General features: G+C 59.5%; 25 protein-coding genes. 19 read left to right on the top strand and 6 right to left on the bottom strand.

Translation table 11 applies throughout. From position 1 onward, the window contains the following. Positions 1 to 6 precede the first annotated feature (6 nt). Positions 7 to 639 (top strand): TetR family transcriptional regulator, encoded by a 633-nt coding sequence (locus tag ACVWY5_RS34395; RefSeq protein ID WP_028337102.1) that lies wholly within the window; start codon positions 7 to 9, stop codon positions 637 to 639. 3 nt (positions 640 to 642) lie between these two features. Here ACVWY5_RS34395 and ACVWY5_RS34390 read toward each other — a convergent pair whose 3' ends face one another. Beyond that, complete coding sequence (locus tag ACVWY5_RS34390) at positions 643 to 792, bottom strand: hypothetical protein (RefSeq protein WP_321176669.1); 150 nt, start codon at positions 790 to 792, stop codon at positions 643 to 645. Positions 793 to 1,059: 267 nt separating this feature from the next. After that, complete coding sequence (locus ACVWY5_RS34385; protein WP_028337101.1) at positions 1,060 to 1,311, bottom strand: C40 family peptidase; 252 nt, start codon at positions 1,309 to 1,311, stop codon at positions 1,060 to 1,062. Positions 1,312 to 2,227: 916 nt separating this feature from the next. Here ACVWY5_RS34385 and ACVWY5_RS34380 point away from each other — a divergent pair. Further along, the gene (locus ACVWY5_RS34380; protein ID WP_321176670.1) at positions 2,228 to 2,566 is read left to right on the top strand and encodes a hypothetical protein; all 339 of its coding nucleotides are present in this window, start codon (positions 2,228 to 2,230) and stop codon (positions 2,564 to 2,566) included. Between the two features lie 675 nt (positions 2,567 to 3,241). Here the strand turns inward: ACVWY5_RS34380 and ACVWY5_RS34375 are convergent. Beyond that, a complete protein-coding gene (locus tag ACVWY5_RS34375) occupies positions 3,242 to 3,652 on the bottom strand; it encodes a DUF2721 domain-containing protein (protein WP_038377885.1) in 411 nt (136 codons plus the stop codon). A gap of 344 nt (positions 3,653 to 3,996) precedes the next feature. Here ACVWY5_RS34375 and ACVWY5_RS34370 point away from each other — a divergent pair, with 344 nt between their 5' ends. The 7 genes from ACVWY5_RS34370 to ACVWY5_RS34340 all read left to right on the top strand — a co-directional run bounded on the left by ACVWY5_RS34370 (position 3,997) and on the right by ACVWY5_RS34340 (position 8,865). After that, positions 3,997 to 4,569, top strand: coding sequence for a DUF992 domain-containing protein (locus tag ACVWY5_RS34370; RefSeq protein WP_050387256.1), 573 nt, complete (start codon positions 3,997 to 3,999; stop codon positions 4,567 to 4,569). A 126-nt stretch (positions 4,570 to 4,695) separates the two neighbouring features. After that, entirely contained in the window at positions 4,696 to 4,998 is a 303-nt protein-coding gene (locus tag ACVWY5_RS34365) for a hypothetical protein (RefSeq protein ID WP_317248665.1), read from the top strand. A gap of 45 nt (positions 4,999 to 5,043) precedes the next feature. Next, a complete protein-coding gene (locus ACVWY5_RS34360; protein WP_244482586.1) occupies positions 5,044 to 5,988 on the top strand; it encodes a hypothetical protein in 945 nt (314 codons plus the stop codon). 293 nt (positions 5,989 to 6,281) lie between these two features. Next, positions 6,282 to 7,001, top strand: a complete 720-nt coding sequence (locus ACVWY5_RS34355) for an outer membrane protein (RefSeq protein WP_152977881.1) — start codon at positions 6,282 to 6,284, stop codon at positions 6,999 to 7,001. A 29-nt stretch (positions 7,002 to 7,030) separates the two neighbouring features. Continuing rightward, positions 7,031 to 7,603, top strand: coding sequence for an HdeA/HdeB family chaperone (locus ACVWY5_RS34350; RefSeq protein ID WP_321176671.1), 573 nt, complete (start codon positions 7,031 to 7,033; stop codon positions 7,601 to 7,603). Between the two features lie 103 nt (positions 7,604 to 7,706). Beyond that, positions 7,707 to 8,129, top strand: coding sequence for a hypothetical protein (locus ACVWY5_RS34345; protein ID WP_152977882.1), 423 nt, complete (start codon positions 7,707 to 7,709; stop codon positions 8,127 to 8,129). Continuing rightward, positions 8,116 to 8,865 carry an outer membrane beta-barrel protein gene (locus ACVWY5_RS34340; protein WP_028337097.1) on the top strand — a complete coding sequence of 250 codons (750 nt, stop codon included), beginning with the start codon at positions 8,116 to 8,118 and terminating at the stop codon, positions 8,863 to 8,865. Before ACVWY5_RS34345 ends, ACVWY5_RS34340 begins: the two co-directional genes overlap by 14 nt. Here ACVWY5_RS34340 and ACVWY5_RS34335 read toward each other — a convergent pair. Beyond that, positions 8,859 to 9,227 (bottom strand): hypothetical protein, encoded by a 369-nt coding sequence (locus tag ACVWY5_RS34335; RefSeq protein ID WP_321177591.1) that lies wholly within the window; start codon positions 9,225 to 9,227, stop codon positions 8,859 to 8,861. The two genes, ACVWY5_RS34340 and ACVWY5_RS34335, sit on opposite strands and share 7 nt — an antisense overlap. Here ACVWY5_RS34335 and ACVWY5_RS34330 point away from each other — a divergent pair. The 3 genes from ACVWY5_RS34330 (at position 9,191) to ACVWY5_RS34320 (ending at position 12,359) form a co-directional block, all read left to right on the top strand. Continuing rightward, a complete protein-coding gene (locus tag ACVWY5_RS34330; RefSeq protein ID WP_028337095.1) occupies positions 9,191 to 10,630 on the top strand; it encodes a DUF1254 domain-containing protein in 1,440 nt (479 codons plus the stop codon). The two genes, ACVWY5_RS34335 and ACVWY5_RS34330, sit on opposite strands and share 37 nt — an antisense overlap. 125 nt (positions 10,631 to 10,755) lie before the next feature. Further along, positions 10,756 to 11,865: an HlyD family secretion protein gene (locus tag ACVWY5_RS34325; protein WP_028337094.1), complete on the top strand. Its 1,110-nt coding sequence runs from the start codon at positions 10,756 to 10,758 to the stop codon at positions 11,863 to 11,865. 62 nt (positions 11,866 to 11,927) lie between these two features. After that, positions 11,928 to 12,359: a hypothetical protein gene (locus ACVWY5_RS34320; protein WP_321176672.1), complete on the top strand. Its 432-nt coding sequence runs from the start codon at positions 11,928 to 11,930 to the stop codon at positions 12,357 to 12,359. Between the two features lie 216 nt (positions 12,360 to 12,575). Here ACVWY5_RS34320 and ACVWY5_RS34315 read toward each other — a convergent pair whose 3' ends face one another. Beyond that, entirely contained in the window at positions 12,576 to 13,592 is a 1,017-nt protein-coding gene (locus tag ACVWY5_RS34315) for an AraC family transcriptional regulator (RefSeq protein WP_038377881.1), read from the bottom strand. 224 nt (positions 13,593 to 13,816) lie between these two features. Here ACVWY5_RS34315 and ACVWY5_RS34310 point away from each other — a divergent pair, with 224 nt between their 5' ends. From ACVWY5_RS34310 to ACVWY5_RS34280, 7 genes are all read left to right on the top strand, one after another. Next, positions 13,817 to 14,260: a helix-turn-helix domain-containing protein gene (locus tag ACVWY5_RS34310; protein WP_080667248.1), complete on the top strand. Its 444-nt coding sequence runs from the start codon at positions 13,817 to 13,819 to the stop codon at positions 14,258 to 14,260. Positions 14,261 to 14,380: 120 nt separating this feature from the next. Continuing rightward, positions 14,381 to 15,070, top strand: coding sequence for a hypothetical protein (locus tag ACVWY5_RS34305; protein WP_456671748.1), 690 nt, complete (start codon positions 14,381 to 14,383; stop codon positions 15,068 to 15,070). A gap of 248 nt (positions 15,071 to 15,318) precedes the next feature. Beyond that, positions 15,319 to 15,759, top strand: a complete 441-nt coding sequence (locus ACVWY5_RS34300) for a helix-turn-helix domain-containing protein (protein ID WP_080667247.1) — start codon at positions 15,319 to 15,321, stop codon at positions 15,757 to 15,759. A gap of 515 nt (positions 15,760 to 16,274) precedes the next feature. Continuing rightward, entirely contained in the window at positions 16,275 to 16,898 is a 624-nt protein-coding gene (locus ACVWY5_RS34295; RefSeq protein WP_321176674.1) for a hypothetical protein, read from the top strand. Positions 16,899 to 17,231: 333 nt separating this feature from the next. Then, positions 17,232 to 17,429: a hypothetical protein gene (locus tag ACVWY5_RS34290; RefSeq protein WP_080667246.1), complete on the top strand. Its 198-nt coding sequence runs from the start codon at positions 17,232 to 17,234 to the stop codon at positions 17,427 to 17,429. A 79-nt stretch (positions 17,430 to 17,508) separates the two neighbouring features. Then, entirely contained in the window at positions 17,509 to 17,718 is a 210-nt protein-coding gene (locus ACVWY5_RS34285) for a hypothetical protein (RefSeq protein ID WP_038377879.1), read from the top strand. 492 nt (positions 17,719 to 18,210) lie between these two features. Next, a complete protein-coding gene (locus tag ACVWY5_RS34280) occupies positions 18,211 to 18,384 on the top strand; it encodes a DUF2934 domain-containing protein (protein WP_080667250.1) in 174 nt (57 codons plus the stop codon). 477 nt (positions 18,385 to 18,861) lie between these two features. On the opposite strand, the gene ACVWY5_RS34275 is transcribed toward ACVWY5_RS34280, so the two are convergent. After that, positions 18,862 to 19,848, bottom strand: coding sequence for a c-type cytochrome (locus ACVWY5_RS34275; protein WP_051376322.1), 987 nt, complete (start codon positions 19,846 to 19,848; stop codon positions 18,862 to 18,864). Positions 19,849 to 19,943 lie beyond the last annotated feature (95 nt).

Raw genomic sequence — 19,943 nt, 5'->3', positions numbered from 1 at the left:
ATGTCCATGACCGAGCGGCGAAGCTCCTCAATTTCCTCGCGAAAACAGCCGCAACAGGCCCGCTCGACCGAGCTCGTCGCGGCGATTCTCGATGCGGCTGTTCAGGTTTTGACCAAGGAGGGCGCGCAGCGTTTCACCACGGCGCGGGTGGCCGAGAAGGCCGGCGTCAGCGTCGGTTCGCTGTACCAGTACTTCCCGAACAAGGCCTCGATCCTGTTCCGCTTGCAGAGCGACGAGTGGCGGCAGACCACCAGCCTGCTGCGTGACATCCTCGAGGATGCCAAGCGGCCGCCATTCGATCGGCTGCGTTCGCTGGTCCACGCCTTCATCCGCTCCGAATGCGAGGAGGCCGCGGTGCGCGTCGCGCTTAGCGACGCCGCGCCGCTCTATCGCGATGCGCCCGAGGCGCGCCAAGCGCGGGCATCCGGCGAGCGCATCGTCGAAGCCTTCATGCGCGAGGCGTTGCCGAAAGCGTCTGGCGCGGTGCGCGCGATGGCCGGCGATCTGATCACGACGACGCTGAGCACGGTGGGCAAGGACTTTTCCGAGAGCCCGCGTGCGCCCGCCGAGATCGAGAGCTATGCCGACGCCATGGCCGACATGTTCTGCGCGTATCTGAGGGGTCTCGGAAAGCGCTGAAGTTCACAGATAGTGCTTGGCGACCAGCAGAAATCCGAGCACGCCGCCGGTCACGGCGAAAACCGTTACGCCATTGCACAGACTGACGTAAGCCGCCGACCAATAGGGAGCAGTCTGAGCCGTCGTCGCGACTTTTTTCGATTTCTGGGGCAAGCCAATTGGCTCCTGAAAAAGGCGCCGCCATCTGGTCAACACAGATGACGGCGCCCGTCTGAGGGCTTCAGGGCGAAACCCTGCTCCAACGTAAGCCGCGATCATGAACGGTTCGTATACCGCCGGGTGTCGCAAGCTCGCGTGTCAGCTGACGCGTCGAGGTTCCCTAAAGCATGATCCGGAAAAGTGCGCAGCGGTTTTCCGAAAAGATCATGCTCAAACAAGAGGCCAAAGCGCGATGACGATTCGACCCAATCTCATCGCGCTTTAGAACGAAGCGTAGGCATTTCGAAATGCGATGGCGCCAGCCAGCGAGCGCGGCCGCGTGCGCACGGCATGCCCGTCGTTGCCGCTCTGCACGATCCACTGGCCGTTCTCCTGACCCACGATCTTGCCGACGTGGTGACGCCAAACCACGATGGTGCCGACCGAAGGGCCGCCGGCGTTGGTGCCGTAGCTCGCCCAGGATCGGGCCAGATTGAATTGCGGACCGGGATCGCCGCCGACCTGGGTGCGCATGAACCACCCGCACCACGCAGCTGGGCGACCGGAATGTGCATAGTGCCGATGGTGATGGTGACGGCCGCGGGCTTCGGCAGTTGAAGCGAACGCCAAAAGAACCGCCACAGCGGCCAGAAGTTTACGCATTACAAAGTCCTTCTTGCTGTTGGCAGACCATCCATGTTGTGGGGGAAGCGCAGCGATGATCTGCGATTGGCTTGCGAAGCGACCGCATCGGTCAGGCGACGCAAAACGAAGGCGGGGCATGGCCCGCGCAGGCGTTTAAGAAACGGGCTATGGCCAAAATATGGCCAGTACGTCTCGTCCGGCGGCCGCGGGTCAATCGGAATTTTGACGACGCGCTGGAGCGATCACGTCAATTCGCGTGTGCGCGTGCCTAAAGGCGCATCACGATGCTGCGCTCAAGAGACCCAAAACGACGGAGGCGCAGTGCGAGGCGACGCACGCTGGCGGAGGCCAACAAAAGCGAGGGGATTGCGGGAGTCCGTCTTCGCTCTCGCGTTGCTCAAGCTTCGCCGGACGCACTTCGCCCTTACCTTCGCGTGGCTGCGCCACCCGTAGCCCGCAAGGGCGAAGCGTGGTGCCCCTGGCCGACAATCGTCTAGCACCATAACCAATTGAATTGAAATCAAATTTTTTCTTGTGGTGCTGCCGATACCAACACAAATACCAACAGGATGACGCGTGGTTAGCCGAAAAAAAACAGCAGGCTTCCGGCCGCGGGCACGCGTATGCCATGCTGGACTCCACAATTCCCCGACTGGAATCGGACCCGCCTCTGACCCGAAATCCCGGAAAGACGACCGCGAGTTTAAGGGGGGGGGCTCTTGTCGGCGCGAGGCCGACGCCGAAAGCGCTGATCGCGCGACGCTGGTCCGCGATCGTCTGGACCTCCAATGACGATGGCGCGCCAATGTCCGACAACACACTGAATAAGGCGCTTCAGATTATGGGCAGTGATATTGGCGCCGGCGGCGACCAGCGCAGGCGTGGCTACCGCTTGACCGCGTCGAGCCTGCTCAATGGGGGGGTACCCCACGACACGGAGAAAAAAGCGCCGTCGGCCCGACGAGGTGGTGCGGCGCAAGGGCGACCGGAACAAGATCCGAGCATTTACGGCCGCGCGGCCTATTGGGCCGAACGCGTGCGTTTGATGCAGCATTGTTCTAACCGCCTCGACGCCTGCGAAGTGCACTTGCGAGCAGTCTCTCTCGGTTGTTCGGAGTGGAATGATCGAAAACTGTGGGATTGACTCCCACTCTCTCCGCCATCTGCACGATTTTGTGCGCGAACCTACGATTTTGAACGATTTCGCGCCCCGTAGCGTGCTGTTAAACTACGCCATGCGCGCAAGCCCTAAGCATTAATTAAGGTCCGAACCACATGACCTGAATCCCGTAATCGCGGACCGCCTTGAGCTCTATGTTCCGTTCACGATCACGGGCCTTTCCGTGAGCAGTCATTATCGCACGGAGCAACCGCGTGGCAGAGCAGACTATCATTCGACAACCCAAGGCCCCGCACTCGAACGGGGCGCAGCGCAACGCGGCTGGGCACTGTACTTGCTCTAGCGCTGTACGTGGCCGCGCTGATCGCGTCGGAACTCATGCGCAGGCACGACTTGGCGCACGCAGATCGTGACCGCAGGGCTCGAATGGCAGCGATGCGAAAGCGGCCCGAAGCGATTCGCCCGGCGACGTCGTTTGGCTTCCGCCGGGACTAGCACTGGCATGGCGCCTCTCCACGACAGCCATGACCCATATCGCCATCTAGGAATCTCTCGATGGCAAGGCCGTCGATCGGATGGAAAAGGTCAGCGCCGAGCAATACCGGAAGTGATGATGTTCGATGTCGCGCTGATCGCTGAGTGGCGCAACTTACGCACGCGGCCCAGCCTGCTTGGCGACTGTAGCTACGCCTTCGTTTGCTACGGGATTCGGCTTGGTTTGTAATGGCTGAGGTCATGCAGCGACAGGCGGACCTCGCGGACCAGATCCACCAGCGAAAGCGTAAAGAAGCTCAACGCAATAACAAAGAGCAGGGCAACCCCGTATTCATGCCGGAACTGGAAGAAGGTGCAGACGAACGGCAGGATCACCAGTAGCGACGTGACGATCGCGCTGATCGTCGAAAGAACGATTGCCTTGTTCAAAAGCACGGCCCGGCGCCTAAGGTGCGGCACGTCGGGGTGCGTTCGAGAAATGTCGACGTCGATTGTAGCGTGCAGTGCCTGTAGCTTATCGACGATGCGGTTTGTCCGCCCGATTAGAACCGAAACGAAAGCTGCAACTGCGCCAAGGAGAAATGCTGGCGCCGTCACCTGCGAAATGACCTGCACAGGTGTGCGGTGGTCGGTGTGTCGATCAGCATCTGGATGCTTTCCTCCGCGAACCGGGTACGCGCGCGACGACTTGCAGGCGCAGTGGGGACGTAACGCTCGGATTGAAAACCGAATAGCCCGCGCTTTCGAGATCGACTATGCAATTTCGTCAGAGCAACAGCTGGCTGATCGTAAGCTCTTGCCCAGCCTCGTCGTTCCAGCCACCGCCAGGCAGACCCGCACGATATGACAAGCTGCTCCGTCAGGGGCCTCTTTACCCGTCATTCAGCCCTCGATGGCGCAATTTTTCGCTCATGGCGGGTCCGGCGTACCGATTTTGCATAGTCGCGTCGGCTTCGCACATGCTCCTCTGCGAGAAGCAGAAGGCGGTTCAGGACCAAGCGCCTGCCCGCGATCAACGAGGCTTTTTCGAGATGATCTGGAAGCAAATGCGTGTACGAATCCTGGCTATTCTCTGCGCCCTCTGCGCATGGTCCGGCTGCATGTCTTCTGCGAGCGCCCAACAGGCATCGTGGACTCAGATCGGCATGCTGGCGTGCAAGGTCGACCCCAGTGTTGGGTTTGTCATATTCGGTCATCAGTCGATGTCATGTCGCTTTACACAAAACCCGCCGTTCCCGGTTCAACTCTATGAAGGTGCCCTCAACACCGTCGGAATCGATATCGGTGTTTCGGCAGGAGGCGCACTCGGCTGGGCGGTGCTTGCCCCGACGGCAGGCCCTCCGGTCGGAGCTCTCGCCGGCGAATATGTCGGGGCGTCGGGTGATATCGGCCTCGGCTTGGGCGCCGGTGTCAACGTTCTTGTCGGTGGCTCGGGGCGGTCATTTGCGTTGCAGCCCGTTTCGGTAGAGGGATCGATTGCCATCAATGTCACCGTCGGCCTTTCCGGCCTCCAACTGCGTCCGATCTATTGAAGCTCCGCGGTCTGATCGCCTTCTGGGCTGGGACGCGGCTCCAGTTCTTTGTGCCGAAATTGCATGAAGTGCGCGAACTGGCAGAGATAGGCGAGAGCCCACAGGGAAAACGAATCGGAAGACTCGGTGCCGACTGACCTGCCGAAAACATGGTTTGTTTCGTTTGAGGTGCCGAAGGAGGTGCGCAAAGCATCGGCGCAACGACGTCCGAGATCAAGTGAGAGCTTTCCAACCGAGCTCGACGCCCAGAGGTTTGCTCGCCAGAAGTTCGAGCAGGGCTACATCGTGACAGCGGGCACCATCAATCCCTGCACACCGCGACGGGCAATACCTTCGACTGTCATTCACCATTGGTTCGCGGAATCATCCGAGCCGCCATTGGCCGAGCCGGCCTCATTCGAGAACAACAAGGAGCCGGATCTGCCGTAGGAGCGCTTGCCGCGATGCGATGCCCTTCTGTTCGAGGAAAGCTTCTTGATCTTGTTCGAGGAATGCATCTCGCAGGTCACTGCGAAAGTTGGGGCGCGGGAGGCGCGCAATTGCGTTCGTTTCCCGTGCGTGGTCCTCGCCGTATTGATTGGCTTCTCCGGCGGAATTGCCCGTGCCGACGACGATGATTCGAAGGGGGAGTCGAGCACGCCGAACGTCTACCTCGACATGAGAACTTCCTACGCCAAAGTGCCCGCCGGCGCGCTCGCAATCGGTTTCGGTAATTCGGCCTTGCAATCGGCCGCGATATCGAACGCCGGCAGCTTGCCGGCGATTGCTGGCAGAGCGACGCTTCCGGGCGCCCAGAGCGTCGTGGTCGATCTTCCGATGTCGATCGACGTGACCGACGACGTCTCGCTTTATGCCGGCGTATCAGCAAGTTCGACCGGCACTCCAATGATCGGCCGGTCGCCTGTGGCGATCACGAGTTGGAATCTTGGTTTTCAGGCTAATCTCTACAACCAGAACGGCGGCTCGATTCCGACCTTGAGCTGGCAATCGACCACTACCCAGGCGATTCCGAATGGGCCGTTTGCGGCCACGACATTTACCAATATTTTCGAATTCGACTATGCGCTCGACCAAGAAGAGACTCGTGGGTGGATCGCGGGAATGCAGGACACGCGGGTTATCGTCGGCAGTCCACTCGCGACGATTCATTCGGATATCATGGGCTATGTCGGCGGTTACTACCAATGGCCGAACAATTGGAAGTTTACGGGCCGCGCAGGCATGCAGGTTTTCGGCGGCGCTCAGCTCTCGAACCTCGTGTCGGTCTCCTCCTTCACCCAGCCGATCGTCCGGCTCGATCTTGATCGGATGGACGACAACGACAACCGCCTGTTTGGCGTAACCGCGCAAATCATGTGGGTGCCGAAGCCTGCCTACCAGCTCACGCTCAGGACGCCGCTCTATTTCGTGCGCAATTAGGCTGCCGGTCGCCCGGTCGATCTTCGTCAAAGTTGAACCAGGCGAAGAGCGTCCGGTCGCTGCCCAACATCACCGGATTGTCAGAATTTGCGTGTTCGTCAGCCCGCTCGCCTGACACCCAGATGCGACTTGCGATGGGCCTGCGCTCAACATCGACGCGTCGATGCTTCGGCTATGGCAACTTCGCCACAGGCGGGAAAATTGAGGGAAGGCGTCCGAAACTGCATAGTGGGCTCCGCGCATGAGATGCGATTTGGTGCTGCACGAATTTCTTCAATTATTCAGGTGTGGCAATGAACAAGATTGGTAAGTTTGCAGTTGCGGTCGCAGCTGCGGGGATGATGGGCGGCTATGCAGCTGCGGCGGACTTGCCGGTGGCGCCCGCCTACAAGGCGCCGGCTCCGGTTGCCGCCGTCTATAACTGGACGGGATTTTACGTCGGCGTCAACGGCGGGTATGGCTGGGGCAATCAGGACCCGCTGGTGCTGTTCGCCAACAGGTTCGATCGTGTCGGTTACGACATCAGCGGCGGCATGATCGGCGGCACGTTTGGCGCACAGATTCAGCAGGGATATGTTGTGCTCGGCCTCGAAGGCGATCTGGACTGGGCCAACATCAACGGTTCGTCCGTCGTAACACCCAGCATTCTCGGCCTCGGGCAGGGCGTCACGCTGAACACCTCGTCGAACATCAGCGCGCTGTCGACGGTGAGGGCGCGAGTCGGTATCGCCATGAATAACGTGTTGCTCTACGCGACCGGCGGCGGAGCCTTCGTCAAGTCGACCGCCAGCGCATCGACCATCGCCGGAGTACCCTGCGGCACGGTTGGCGTCCTTCCGGATTGTTCGGGTTCGTCCTGGCGGCCGGGCATCACCGCGGGACTGGGCGTCGAGTATGGCTTCACACCGAACTGGTCCTTGAAGGCCGAGTATCTCTACACGAAAGTCGTCGGCACCGGAGTCAGCGAGGATCGATTGAATATCGTCCGCGGCGGCATCAACTATCGATTCTGAACCGAGTGAACCGATGAACACCTTCGGTCTTGTTCGGCGCACCTTCGCGTCCGGCGGTGTTCTCTGCGCGGCCATTTTTGGGCGACGATGCGCAAGCGCGGGGCGATGACGCCCCACCCATCCCGAAAAAAATGTCCGCTCATCGACTTTCGCGTCGGATGCTGGCCGCCGGCGAGGGGCGCCCGCATTCCGAAGTCCGGACCGTCTTAAATCTCTCCACATGCCATTCATTCCAAATGGGGTCACTAATGCGTTCAAGACTGCTGCTTTCCGTCACTCTGCTTGTTGCCGCCATGGCTTCAGCCAAGGCTCAGGTGCCGCTGTCCGCCTATGTCGATGCGAACGGATTCATCGATGTCCAGAAGCTGACCTGCGCGCAACTCGCAGGGACCTTCCAGGAAGACGCCGACGCGCTGACGGCCTGGTACAGCGGTTGGTACAATGGCCTTGCCAAGAAGCATTTCCTCGACCTGCGCAAGGGCAAGCTCATCGAGCACGAAGTCATCGTTTACTGCAAGGCCAATCCCGAAAAACTCATCATCGATGCCATTGCTGTCGTGTTGAAAGCGGAGCGGGAACTGATGGCAATCCAGGTGAAGTAGATCGTCTGAGAACGGCGTCGGTCGCCTGCTACAGACCGATCCGCTTGTGCGGCTTTGCCGAAGCCGCAGAGTCTCTGTTTCACCTGATGGCGCGCCATGCCAGGTGTCCGACTTGGTCATTTGTTTTGGTCATGTCGAATGGGTGGCGTGGTCGCCGCCGAGCGAAGTGTCGCCGAAGCACGATCTGCCGCTACGGCAGTTAAACCTCGTTTATCATGCGACCGTTCGCGAGAACGACGTATCAGCGATATTGGCCGATATCCTGGCGGCCCATGGCGTCACCGAGTTCGGCGGGCTTGCGGGACACTACCGCTTGCTGTTTCGCGAGTTGTCATCCGAGGTATCGCCGGTTTCGTGCAGTGAAGTCTGGGAGTTCGCTGTGAGTGTTGGAATGGTGTTTTCGTGCAACACCGCGGCGAAATGGTCCGCGATGACAGTTTTTGCATACCGAGTGAGACAAGGTCGATGGCAAATCGCTTCGGTGTTTTCCAACTTGATGAGGCTTGCAGGCAATGAAAAAAATTAGCTTACTTAGCGCGGCAGCGGTGATGTCCGTTTCGTTCACGGGTATTGCAAAAGCCGCCGACCTTCCTCAGCGGCCCGCCTACAAGGCGGCGCCGATCCCGGCGCCGATAATGTACAACTGGTCCGGCTTCTATCTCGGCGCGAACGGCGGATATGGCTGGAGCAACCAGTGTATCGATCTCACCGCCATCAACGGAATTGGCGGCGTCTTCGCGGAAGGCTGCAATAGCAAAGGCGGCGGCATTATCGGTGGCCAGCTTGGTTATCGCTGGCAGGCCGGACAATTGGTGTACGGCCTGGAAGCGCAGGGCGACTGGGCCAACATCCGCAACACGCGCATCAGCGCGCAGGATCCGACCCGCACCTACAAGTCGACCCTCGCCGGCTTGGGCCTCTTCACGGCTCAACTTGGCTACGCGGCCAACGAGGCCTTGTTCTACGTCAAGGGCGGTGGTGCGGTTGGCAGCCAGGACTTTGCCGTCATCGACAGCGTGACCGGCACGGGGCTCGCCTTTGCGAGCCGGACCCGCTGGGGCGGCGTCGTGGGCGTCGGCTTCGAGTACGGCTTCTCTCCAAATTGGACGGCCGGCATCGAGTACGACTATCTGTGGCGGGTGAATGAAAGCAACACGTTCCTGACGCCTTCACTCAGGCCGATCACGTCGATCACCACCAATACCAAGACGGACGCGAGTTTGCTCGCGCTGCGCGTCAACTACAAGTTCGGTAGTTACTGATGAAGAAGGAGGCCGGCCAATTCAGCCGGCCTCCTTTTTTTTCCCATCATGACCTTAGCGCAAGACCCGACGCTACTAAGGAGCATCGGGGCCACCAAACCCCAAGTCGTTCCATCGCTGATTGTTTTCAAATCGAAGGACGCGAACATGCCGCCCGGCAAGCTGCTTGCTTCGCGGTCGAAGCTGCGGATTGCCGAATCTGCATAGCGCGTCGCCGCGTTTTCGGCCAATTGGTAAGCGGACGAGAAGACGCTCAGCGTGCCATGCCCGTCCCCCACGAAAACGGAGTATTTTGATGCAAAAGCGATCGCCCCCCAGCCCGCGTATGCTGACCAAGCGCGATTTCCTGCGATCTGCGGCATTGGCGACCATCACCGCGGCTGGCGCCGAATCAAGCCAGGCTTGGGCCCAATCGTCCGAGCGTCCGGGATTCTTCAAGGCCAAGGACATTGCCGAGGCCGGCTTCATCTACGGCCTGCCGATGGTGATGGCCTATGGCATCATGAATGAGTACGCGGTCGACAAGTCGTCAGGGCAGTACAAGGCGCCGTTCAATACGCTGTTCAACGAAGCGCGCGTCTACACATACGAAGATACCGCCGTTATCTCGCCCAACAGCGACACGCCGTATTCTTTCGCATGGCTGGACCTGCGGGCCGAGCCCATGGTCTTTTCGGTGCCGGCGGTCGATCCCAAGCGCTACTATTCGCTGCAGCTGAACGACCTTAACACGTATAATTTCGGCTATGTCGGCACGCGCGCCACCGGCAGCGATGCCGGAAGCTATATGGTCGTCGGCCCGCGATGGACCGGTGTAACGCCCCCCGGCATCAAGAAAGTATTCCGGTCGACCACCGATTTCTGCCTGGGACTTTTCCGCACGCAGTTGTTCGACCCGGCCGATATCGAGGCTGTCAAAAAGGTTCAGGCCGGCTACAAGACGCAGCCGCTTTCCAGCTTCCTCAACCAGCCCGCACCCGCGCCCGCACCCGCGCTTTCTTTCCCCAAATTCGCGAAGGACCTCGTCCGCACCGAGTTCTTCGAATATCTGGATTTCGCGCTTCAATTCGCACCGGCGCTGCCGGAGGATCGCTGGATCCGCGAGCAACTCGCCAGGATTGGCGTGGGGCCGGGCAAGAGCTTTGATTTCCGCAGCCTGTCGCTGGAAGACAAGGCCGAGATCCTGCTGGGCATGAAGGAGGGCGAGCGCAGGGTCACCGAGGCCGTTGCCTCCATCGGCAAGGACAACAACGGCTGGCGTGTCGGCTCGGCGTTCGGCGATGCCTCATTCTACCATGGCGACTGGCTCTTGCGCGCGGCAGCTGCGAAGGCCGGCATCTATGGCAACGACGCGGCGGAGGCGATGTACCCTCTGGGCAAAGTGGATGCCGATGGCAAGGAACTTGACTGCTCGAAGTCGAACTACACGCTGACCTTCCCGACGGGGCAGTTGCCGCCGGTCAATGCCTTCTGGTCGGTCACCATGTATGACGGCAAGACGCAGCTTTTGGTGAAGAACCCGATCAACCGCTATCTGATCAACTCGCCGATGCTGCCGCACATGAAGCTCGGCTCCGATGGCTCGCTGACGATCTACGTCCAGAGCAAATCTCCGGGAGCGGACAAGGAAGCCAACTGGCTGCCGGCGCCGGATGGTCCGATCTATGTGGCGATGCGACTGTACTGGCCGAAAACCACACCGCCATCGATTCTGCCAGCTGGCGAGGGGACGTGGAAACCGCCTGGCTTCAAGCGCGTGTCGTAGAGATCGGATTTATATCGGCCGGATGCGCGGCGACAGTGTCGCGATGCAGGCATTTTGGCCGATACTGCCGTGCTACCGGGCTTGTGAGTGCAATCCCGGTGCACGGCAGATAAAGGAACCCAGTCGTGCTCATCATTCTGACGCTCTACCTCGTTCTGGTCTGGCTCGTCTTCTTCAGGCTCAAGCTGGTGCGATGGGGCTGGGCGTCCGGCACTGTCGCGGGGCTGCTCGGTGCCTTCATCCTCGCGGTGTTCCTCGCGATGTTCAATTACCTGACCCCGTCTGGAAGCTTTGTCGTGATTTCCCGTGTCATGGAGGTCGCGCCCAATGTTTCCGGCGAGGTGATCGAAATACGGATCAAGCCGAACGAGCCGGTGAAGGCCGGCGCGGTGCTGTTCCGGATCGATCCGGCGCCGTTCCAGTACAAGGTCAGCCAGCTCGATGCATCGCTCGCCCGGGCACGCCAGCAGGTCAAGCAGCTGAAGGCCACTTACGAACAGGCGACGGCGAATGTCGATGGGCTAACCAAGCAGCTCGCCTTTCACGCCCAGCGGCTTGCCGATTACCGCAAGCTCGTCAGCGAGGACGCGCAGACCGAGTTTAAACTGCAAGACATCCAGGTGCAGCACGACACGGTCGAGTTTCAGCTCCAGGCGGCCAAGGCCGCGCAGCTGAGCGCGCAATTGGCGATGGAGTCGGAAATCGGCGGCGTCAACACAACCGTCGCGCAGATCCAGGCTCAGCTCGACCATGCGAGGTGGGAGCTCGAGCAAACGACGATCCGTGCCATCGGTGACGGTGTCGTTACGATCATGGCGCTGTCCGTCGGCGACCGTGCGATGCCGGCGCGACCGGTGATGTCTTTCATCGCCGCAAATGATATCGTCGTCGCCGGCATGTTCCCACCGAACGGATTCAGGACCATCAAGCCTGGCGCGCGGGTCAAGCTCGTGTTCGATGACGACCCTGGCCATATCCACGAAGCGACAGTCACCGCTATCCCGCAAGGCGTGGGGCAAGGGCAGATCGCGGTCTCTGGCACGCTGGCGCGGGTCGGCTCGATCGGCGGCGCCAAGGTCTATCCGGCGGCGATTTCCATCCCCAAAACCATCGACCGCAGCCAGCTTCGGCTCGGGATGCCCGGCACCGCCACTGTGTTCGCAGAAAACGCCGGCGTCATCGGCTTGCTCATGTCGATCCTGGTATGGATCGGCTCCTACACTGCATATTTATAGACGCCTGCCGTTTCACTTCCGGCTGCCAATCGGTAGTCCGCCTATGTGCCCAGGAAGGAAAAATGAGTCTTCGATCTACAGGCGCTACTTCAGGCATCGCCTTGGTTGTGCTGCTCGCCCAGTTGTGCCCGGGCGCCCGCGGCTACGCCCAGCAGTCAACGGGCCAGTTGTTGATCTCATCGGGGTTTAACCCCATCGCCGCTACCACGCCGGAAATGTTGAATCGGCTGATGTCGTTTCCACCCAATCAATTTCAGCTGCGGCAAAAGGGCGGACGTTCCTACTACGTCTACGCCGATCCTTCCGGATGCACCTGTGCATATGTCGGCAGTGTGTCTGCAATGAACAAATATCGCGCCAGTTATGGCGCATTGCCGCTAGATGCGCTCTCAGCAGGTGGCTTTACGAATCCCGAGCAGAACCTGATCGACAGCATGGACAACGACGAAGCCTCGGCCCAGTTCAATAACGACGTATTCGGCCCGGATTTTTAGGCACGCTGGACGGCAGTCTCCCTAGAAGAAGCGCCCGAAACGGCAGCCAGCAAGGCGGGACCGTCGGTCCAAGTTCTATCTTTTGATCCCCACATTCCGCTTGATGAGCTTTCAGAGATAATGCCGGAAAATTCGTGGTCCGCCACGCAACGCGATGTCGGGTTATCTGATTTCGGGCGGCTGAATGGCCGAGGAGCGGTCACCGAGCGGGACAGTTCAAGCGAGCTCGCTTGCACCATTTCTCCGCCTCTCTCGAAACTCTCGTGGCGTGCATCCGGATATCCGGCGGAAAGCGCGGGTGAAGTGAGCAGGATCCGCATAGCCCGATGCGAATGCCACATCGATGATCTTGCTCTGGGGATTGCTCAGGAGCTTTATCGCGCTGTTGAAGCGAGCCCGCTCCAACAGGTGCGAATATGTCAGCCCCGCGAGCGAGAGTTTCCGCTGCAGACTCCTGACGCTCAATGCAACCATCTCGGCCGCCTGAATTATGGTCGGGCCGCCTTCGTCAAGATACGAGGGTAAAGTCAGCTTGAGGATGCTGACGATGTCGTTGCTGAAAGGCTGCCGCTCCGTCTCGGGTAAATTCGACGGGACGACATCGACGGGATTAGGAAGACTCAAGAACTGCAACGGCACTTCAATCCACGAGGCCTTCTGACCTGACATGAAGCGTGTATTCGGCCAATGCGATTGAACCTCAATGCTAGGCGCATAGTTTGCTTCAAACGCGATCACTCTCGGAGTCCAGGTCGCTCCGGCGAACTGACGGACGATGTGCATGACGAAAATGTTTTGTAGCCAGTGGGACATCTCAAGATGGGAAATACCCTCCGTGCCAACGAGCCTGCTGCAAATTTTCACGCTCTGGCCGCACGGCTCCAGCCATAGATGGAGATTAGTGTCCTCGATCGGCGACCATTTGCAAGCCTGCTGAAGAGCAACCAGGAGGGTTGGCGAGTGCCGGATTCGAACTCGCATGGCTTCGCTCAAATGGTCGAATGCGAGCCGCTGGGCTACCCGAAAGGCAATTTCCGACAAGCCCTGCTTTTCCTGGGCGGCCGTCGCGAAGCGAATGACTGGCAGCAGCGGCACGTAATGATCCGCTTTTTCTTCCAAAGACGTCGGCAACTGAAACTTGGCGAGAAGCGATGCGGTGGGGCCGCCTATTTCTGAATGAAGCTCGGCGAAGGGCATAAGAAACTGACAACGGGTCAATGGAATGATGGTCATTACTACCTGCCAAAAAAATATCTGCGTTCGCAGACTAGCAGGCCGCTGATTTCCTTGCCTTGTCTTTGTCGCGTAATGCAAGGCATTGCGGGGAAGTCCCCGACTTGCTTCCCTTCGACGCCAGCTTTGGCGGCTAATGGCCAGATTCGTGCCGAAAATGCTTCTAGCTTTGAAGCATTGTTTTCTTGAGGGGGGCGCATCGCCTTCACGCCTCACATCAACCGATGAGAGCTATCCGACTGCCTTCATACCGGACGGTCCGCGCGGCAATTGTCGTGTCGCTGCGACAAGGTGACGCAACTCTCGATAGTACTGCCCGCGCATTGAAGGTTAGCTCGCGGACGTTGCAGCGGCATCTCGGCCGCATGGGCACAAGTCACAGCAAAATGCTCGCCGAGGTTCGCCTGAACGTGGCTTGCCGGTTGCTTGCGGACTCAAGCAAGCGCCTGTCGGGTATCGCAAAATTCCTTGGATATGCCAACGCAAGCAGCTTCAGCCGCATCTTCGCGCGTTTGATGAAAGTTCAACCCGTTGTTTACAGGCGGCAGCAACTTGCCCGTAAGCATGGGCAGGCGCGTCATTGCGCAGGACGATCGACCGCTGAAGTATTCCAGATGATTGGCACGAAAGGGCAAGACGCGCGACCTGAATTGGCGCGAAAGGTTTAGTGAGATCACCACGCTCCTAAAGGAGCTATCTGCTTTGATACGCAATTGCGCGGGGCGATTTGGAAAGCCGTCTGAGCGGACCGAAGAAAAAAGAGTCCGACTTCAAAGGAAAGAACAACCATGCCGCTTCGTTCAGTTCTGATCGCAGTTTGCGCCGCCGCATCACTGGTCTGGTCCCAGAAGCTTTTTGCTCAATCGGCTCCCGAACCTAAGCCGCATGTGCCGCTTGAGAAATCCATCGGCCAGGCCAAGTCGGAAGTCGTGCCGTCTCTCTTCGTGATCAATTCGCGCGGCGCGAGCTTGAAGGACGGCAAGCTGGTGCTGATCGGGGTTTCGCCGAATGCGATCGTATTTGCCGATCGTCCGGTCCGGGCGGCCGGTCACGATCTGACAACGCGGATCGTCGAGGATTGGGGCAACGGCAGCGACAATTTCGCGAAGGATCCTCCGAACGCCACCGTTTCCGGATTCAGGAAAGACGGATCATCGATGGCCGACGTTGTCGTCGTGCTGAAATCGCCCAAGCTCGAAGGCGACAAACTGATCTTCGACGTCGATGTGCTCGAAGGCGACCTTGCGGGAGCTGATGGACCGGCATCGGTCTTTATCGATATCATTGGGCGACCGCTTACGCCGCTGTCCTTTGCCGGCGTCGCCCGCCGGACGGCTTACCGCGGTGCTTTCTACCGGGGCGCCGCCTATGCGGGAGCGGCTGCCCTGGCTGGAGCTGCCGTAGCGGGAGCTGCGGCCTATCCGTACTACTACTACGCGCCACGCTGCGGATACTACCCTTATCCGCCTTGCTACTGAGCGGGGCAGGCTGGGGGCAGCGTAGCGTCGTGCAGTCACTTCGCCGAACACGGGCGGCCGAACGCAAAACGAACTCCATCCGTTTCGGGCAAACAGGAGGAGCCAGGACCATGCGACGGACGACCGTCGTTGAGCTTGTGATCATCCAACCGGCGCACGCACATACCGATCTGAGCGCTTGCGACAGTCCCGACCAGCGCCTCGTCGAGGCGATCGCAGTGGCGTGCCTTGCACATGGAATAGGTTGAATGTCCAAGGGTCATCGGCTTCCGACCGTTCGGGAAATGAAATCAGCGCAACAGCGAGAGATCTGTTGCGATCTGGTAGGGCAAGCAGAGAAATTGGCTTTGAGCCGTCCCGATCAACCGCCGTCTATTTCGGATATCTGTCGTGCTCTTACCGTGAGTGAGCGTACCCTGCGCAAGGCGTTCAACGAGATCCATGGCGTCCCGCCCTGCCGGCGCCTCCGCATGTTGCGGTTGCTGCACGCCAGGAAAATGCTTCTGGCAGCCGACCGCGAGCTGACCACAGTTACCAAAGTTGCAATAGCTTTTGGCTTTAGCGAGCTAGGGCGCTTTTCTGTCGAGTATAGAAGTGCATTCGGCGAGCGTCCGTCTCAAACGCTTAACCTAAGCTGTATGGGCGCCGACCGTGATGTCAGCGCAACATCGCGGGCCGAATTTGCATAGCGAAGCTTCCGGAGTTGACATCAACTACATGGAGTATCGGACCGCAGTCGGAGGAAGATCGACGGGTCGAGGTGTATTCAGACGCGCGTCGCGCCGTCGATCTATGTGATGGGCCACCACGGTATTGGCGACCGCGAGAGAATAGCCTTTCGATACCGCCGCGATCAGCTCTTCACGGTATTGCGAGCGTCGCCGCCGGAGATGGCCTGGTCGGCCGCCCGGCGCAGATCGACGGAAGATGGTGCAGAGGCTTGGGCGCAACTCGCGTGCGGGTTGGCCAATTGTTGGTAACGAGGACCGTGGGTTGCCACGCGCTGGATTGAAAAACAGCTTATCTTTCAATGGGGATTGACTGACACTCTCTCCGCCATTTTTCGATTTCTTGGCTCCGGATTGATCCCCGGTAACTGTTGGCCAGCTCATCCCTCGGGTAGCCCCGCTTTGCGCAAGCCCTCGGCTATCCGCATACGCTGTGGGAGACAGGTCGCATTGTCCGTTGGCGAACTAGCGTGGGAGTGAGCCAGAGTGAACTTGGGGTCGACGGTGAGTCCCGCCTCTATCGCGGCCCGTGCGTTCTCGACCCGCCCAAGGTGAGCCAAAGCGGCGGCAAGAAAGAAGTGAACGAAGGCGGCGACATTCCGGTTCGTTTCGATCGCTCGCGTGAATCAGCGCGCAGCGGCCTCGTCGGCTGCAAGATAGGATTGTGCAACACCAGCTGTCGCCAACCAGCTGAATGCCCTGTTGTCACGGGGGGAAAGCCGAAATGCCTCCATGACACAGGCTTCCGTTTCCTCAGCTCGGCCGAGATAGCACTTCCCAAGTCCAATCCACACATAAGCGGAGGCGAGATTTCGATCCAGCACCAATGCATGCTCACATTCGGCGATACCTTGGGCGGCGCGTTTGGTAAAGATCCGCACGACACCGAGGAGGCAGTGGGCGCCGGCGTGGTCTGGCATGGACGCAATTACCTTGGTCAGAGTCCCTTCGGCTGCCATGAGGCGCGCGGCCCGGTCGCCGGTCAACATGAGGCAACGATGGACGAAGCCCTCTATGATCAAGGCCACCGCTACGTCCCCGAGCCGGAGCCGGCATGTTCACCAGTCGTGGACGCGCTGCGCTACCAAATCGCTACATAGCGGAGGCCAAGCGGCATATTGCACTCGGTGGGCGGCACATTGCCCGTCAGATCGAGATCATCGACATGCTAGGGACGCGGCGGTCATCCCACCGAACTGGCAACACAGGTCTTGGGCACCTACCGCGAGTTACAGGAAACTCACCTCTTGCACCGCAACCAGATCCGCAAAGAGCTAGAGCGGTAAAGCGCCTCAATTGGGCAGCCTTCCTGCCACGACGCCTCGAACGGCCGCAACCGTCCGGGCCTTAAAGCGTTTATTGTCTACGCCATGGGCCGTCATCGGTGACGAGAACGCAAATTGCGCTCCACCGCAATTGGAAGGAGACCCGTCATGAGAAGACGCCGTTTCGATCAAGCGCCTCTACCAGATGAGCACTTAGAAGAACAGGCCAAGCGACTGCGGAAGGAAGCGCGGGGTATCCCGCCTGATGTTGAGCGCGAAAAGCAAATCCGCCAGGCGCGTAAGGCCGAAGCTGCCGCTTGCGTACAGGAATGGCTTTCGTCTCCCGGCCTGCAGGCACCGAAATAGACTGCCATGCCGCCAATTCCCTGCCCCTGCGAAAGCAAGGGGTAAATTGCCCCAGGTCACAATCCGAGGAGCAAACAACATGACCCTACAAATCCCCGAGGTAGTTTCCACCAAGATCGACCGGCGTGTCTTCGCGATCATGGTCAACACAATGCCGCCCCGAGATCATCCTGATGACGACGAAGAAGACGAAGATGAAGAAGACGAAGATGAAGAAGACGAAGATGAAGAAGACGAAGAGAACCGAACCGACGAACCGCCGGTCGTGCGCGAGCCGGACGGAGACTAATCAGAATGCTTATACCCAGCCTGAGCTTCGAAGAGCGTGATCTCCAGCCTACGTGCAGCGCGCTGGCGCGTCTGGTGGCTTTCAGGTCGTTCAATTCCGAGAGCAGCGGGCAGACGTTGAATGGACCGCGGTTCTCGGCGGAGCAACCTCTCGGCATTCGCTCGTGCAGGGGGCGGGCATGACCCTCATATGGCTTGGTGTGCTCCTTGTTTTCGGCGGCGTGCTACAGATGGCGTTTCAACCAATCTGGCGAGGCCGATTGAGCGGTGGAAGGCGGCTTCGCTCTGGGCAAAACACGCTCGAACCTGAAAGACCGGCTAGCGGCCTCGGCATCAAATCGAATTGGCCCGGACTTGTGATGGTCGCGCTTGGCGGCGCTTTCTTGCTGGCCGGAGCCGCGCAGTGATCGCCAAGCCTTGGAGCACCAGCCCGAACGAACCAAGCGGCTTGCTACCGGCATAGCGACTAAACGGCCCATCGGCGGCTCAAGGCATTTGTCGACGAGCTGATCGAGGCCCGGCGACGGCTTATAACCACCTGGCGGTCCAAGCAGAAGTCCGGGCGCGCGCCCACGCACTTTGGGAACAGCCCGGCCGGCTCAGTAGCCGTGATCTTGAGTTCTGGCTGCCGGTAGAGCGAGAACTTAGCGAGAGTGAAAACGAGTGAGTTAACGGCGGCGCGTCCGTAAGCGCTCGCGGCCAAAATGAGGAGCAGCTACATGTCCGAGAGAAGAGATCTGTATCGCAGTCCGAATGGAGCTGCATGGTTCCTCGGACGCGAGCCGACAAGCGGAAATGCCTTCGCGGCGATGGCCGATCTCGACCTCTGAGCCGGAGCTGACCTAGGGCGTGTACGCACAAATCCAGTACACGCGTACGGGAATAGCGAGGTCCGGATCGCCCTCAAAAGCAGACATCGAAGATGCCTAAGCGAATGTCCGCGCGGTGGTTCATCGGACCACCGGACCAGAGCCGCAATGCTGTCCGGCATAGCGAATCCCTGGAACGTTCTGATCTCATCAATGAGCAATCTGGCTTGCAGCGTCGGGTACGGAATGGACTCAGGAAGGCTCCCGATGAAAAGTCGCCTGTATCCACGTAAGCTATGACGGATGAAGGCTTCCGCGGCTTCGCGCTGAAATGCTCAACGCGCTTTCTTTGCCTTTGCAATCGCGGCCCGGATCGGTGCGAACGGTCCATACTTGTGCTGTCGCTCGCTGAATCCGTCGGCATAAGGGCCGTAGGGCGTATCGACCGGCTTTCGCAAAAGATCAGGGAAGTCCTTGTCCAACCCAGCCTTTTTCGGTCGCGACTGCGAAATGACGAAGGCCGCCACGTCCCACGCCTGCTCGACGGAAAGCTGCGGGTTCAGGTAATCCGCGCCATGCGGCATGTTGAAATGCAGGAAGTTCGCCGCGGTAATCAATCGCGCCATTCCTGCGCCGTCGTTGAAGCTGTCCGGTCCCCACAACGGCGGCATCACATACCCGAGATCCGTCGTCGGCAGGCTGCGGCGGATTCCAGAACCATCTGTGTTGTGACAGGTCTGACAGGAGTTTGCGTAGATCGCCTTGCCGCGAACAGGATCGGCCGCTCGCTTGAGTTCGGGCATCGTTCCGGCACCGAGTCCAGGCAAAATCTGTCCCGCTGCAACGCCTGACGACAGAAACTTGATATAGGCGACGATCGCCTGCATCTCGGCGCTATCATTCGGCAGTTCACGGCCATTCATACTGCGCACCATGCAGGAGTTGACCCGGTCCTCGATGGTAATTTCAGCACCGAGCCTTGCACTGTATTGCGGAAACAATTCAAACAGGCCGAAGATCGGCAATCCAAACTTCTTCGTTCCGGCTGCGAGATGGCAGTTGCTACAGGCGAGATTGTTGCCCGCAAACCGCCTTGCGGTATCCGCGACTTCTGGGCCGATATGCGCATATGTCGCGGTGATGAGGTCGCGTCCCCTCCGCACCTGAACACCGAAGGCATCATTCGGCAACGCACCGACCTCTGGCACCGTCCAGACTGCCGGCGCCTGCGCGCGGGCCGCGCTGGACGCAGAGATTCCGGCAGCAGCGGCAAGAATGCAGGCAACCCGTAAGAGAGAAAAACATCGGCTTTGAAACAGCATGTCTGATCCTCGTGCCCGAATGCGCAACTGGATCATTCAACGACGGTTTCTGTCAACGGTAGGTAGCCTCCGTGAGCGAGCGGTTCATTTCAGCC

It is taken from the genome of Bradyrhizobium sp. USDA 3256, from assembly GCF_054058275.1.
The sequence above is the reverse complement of the archived record's forward strand: the minus strand, read 5'-3'. Positions and strand labels throughout refer to the sequence as shown.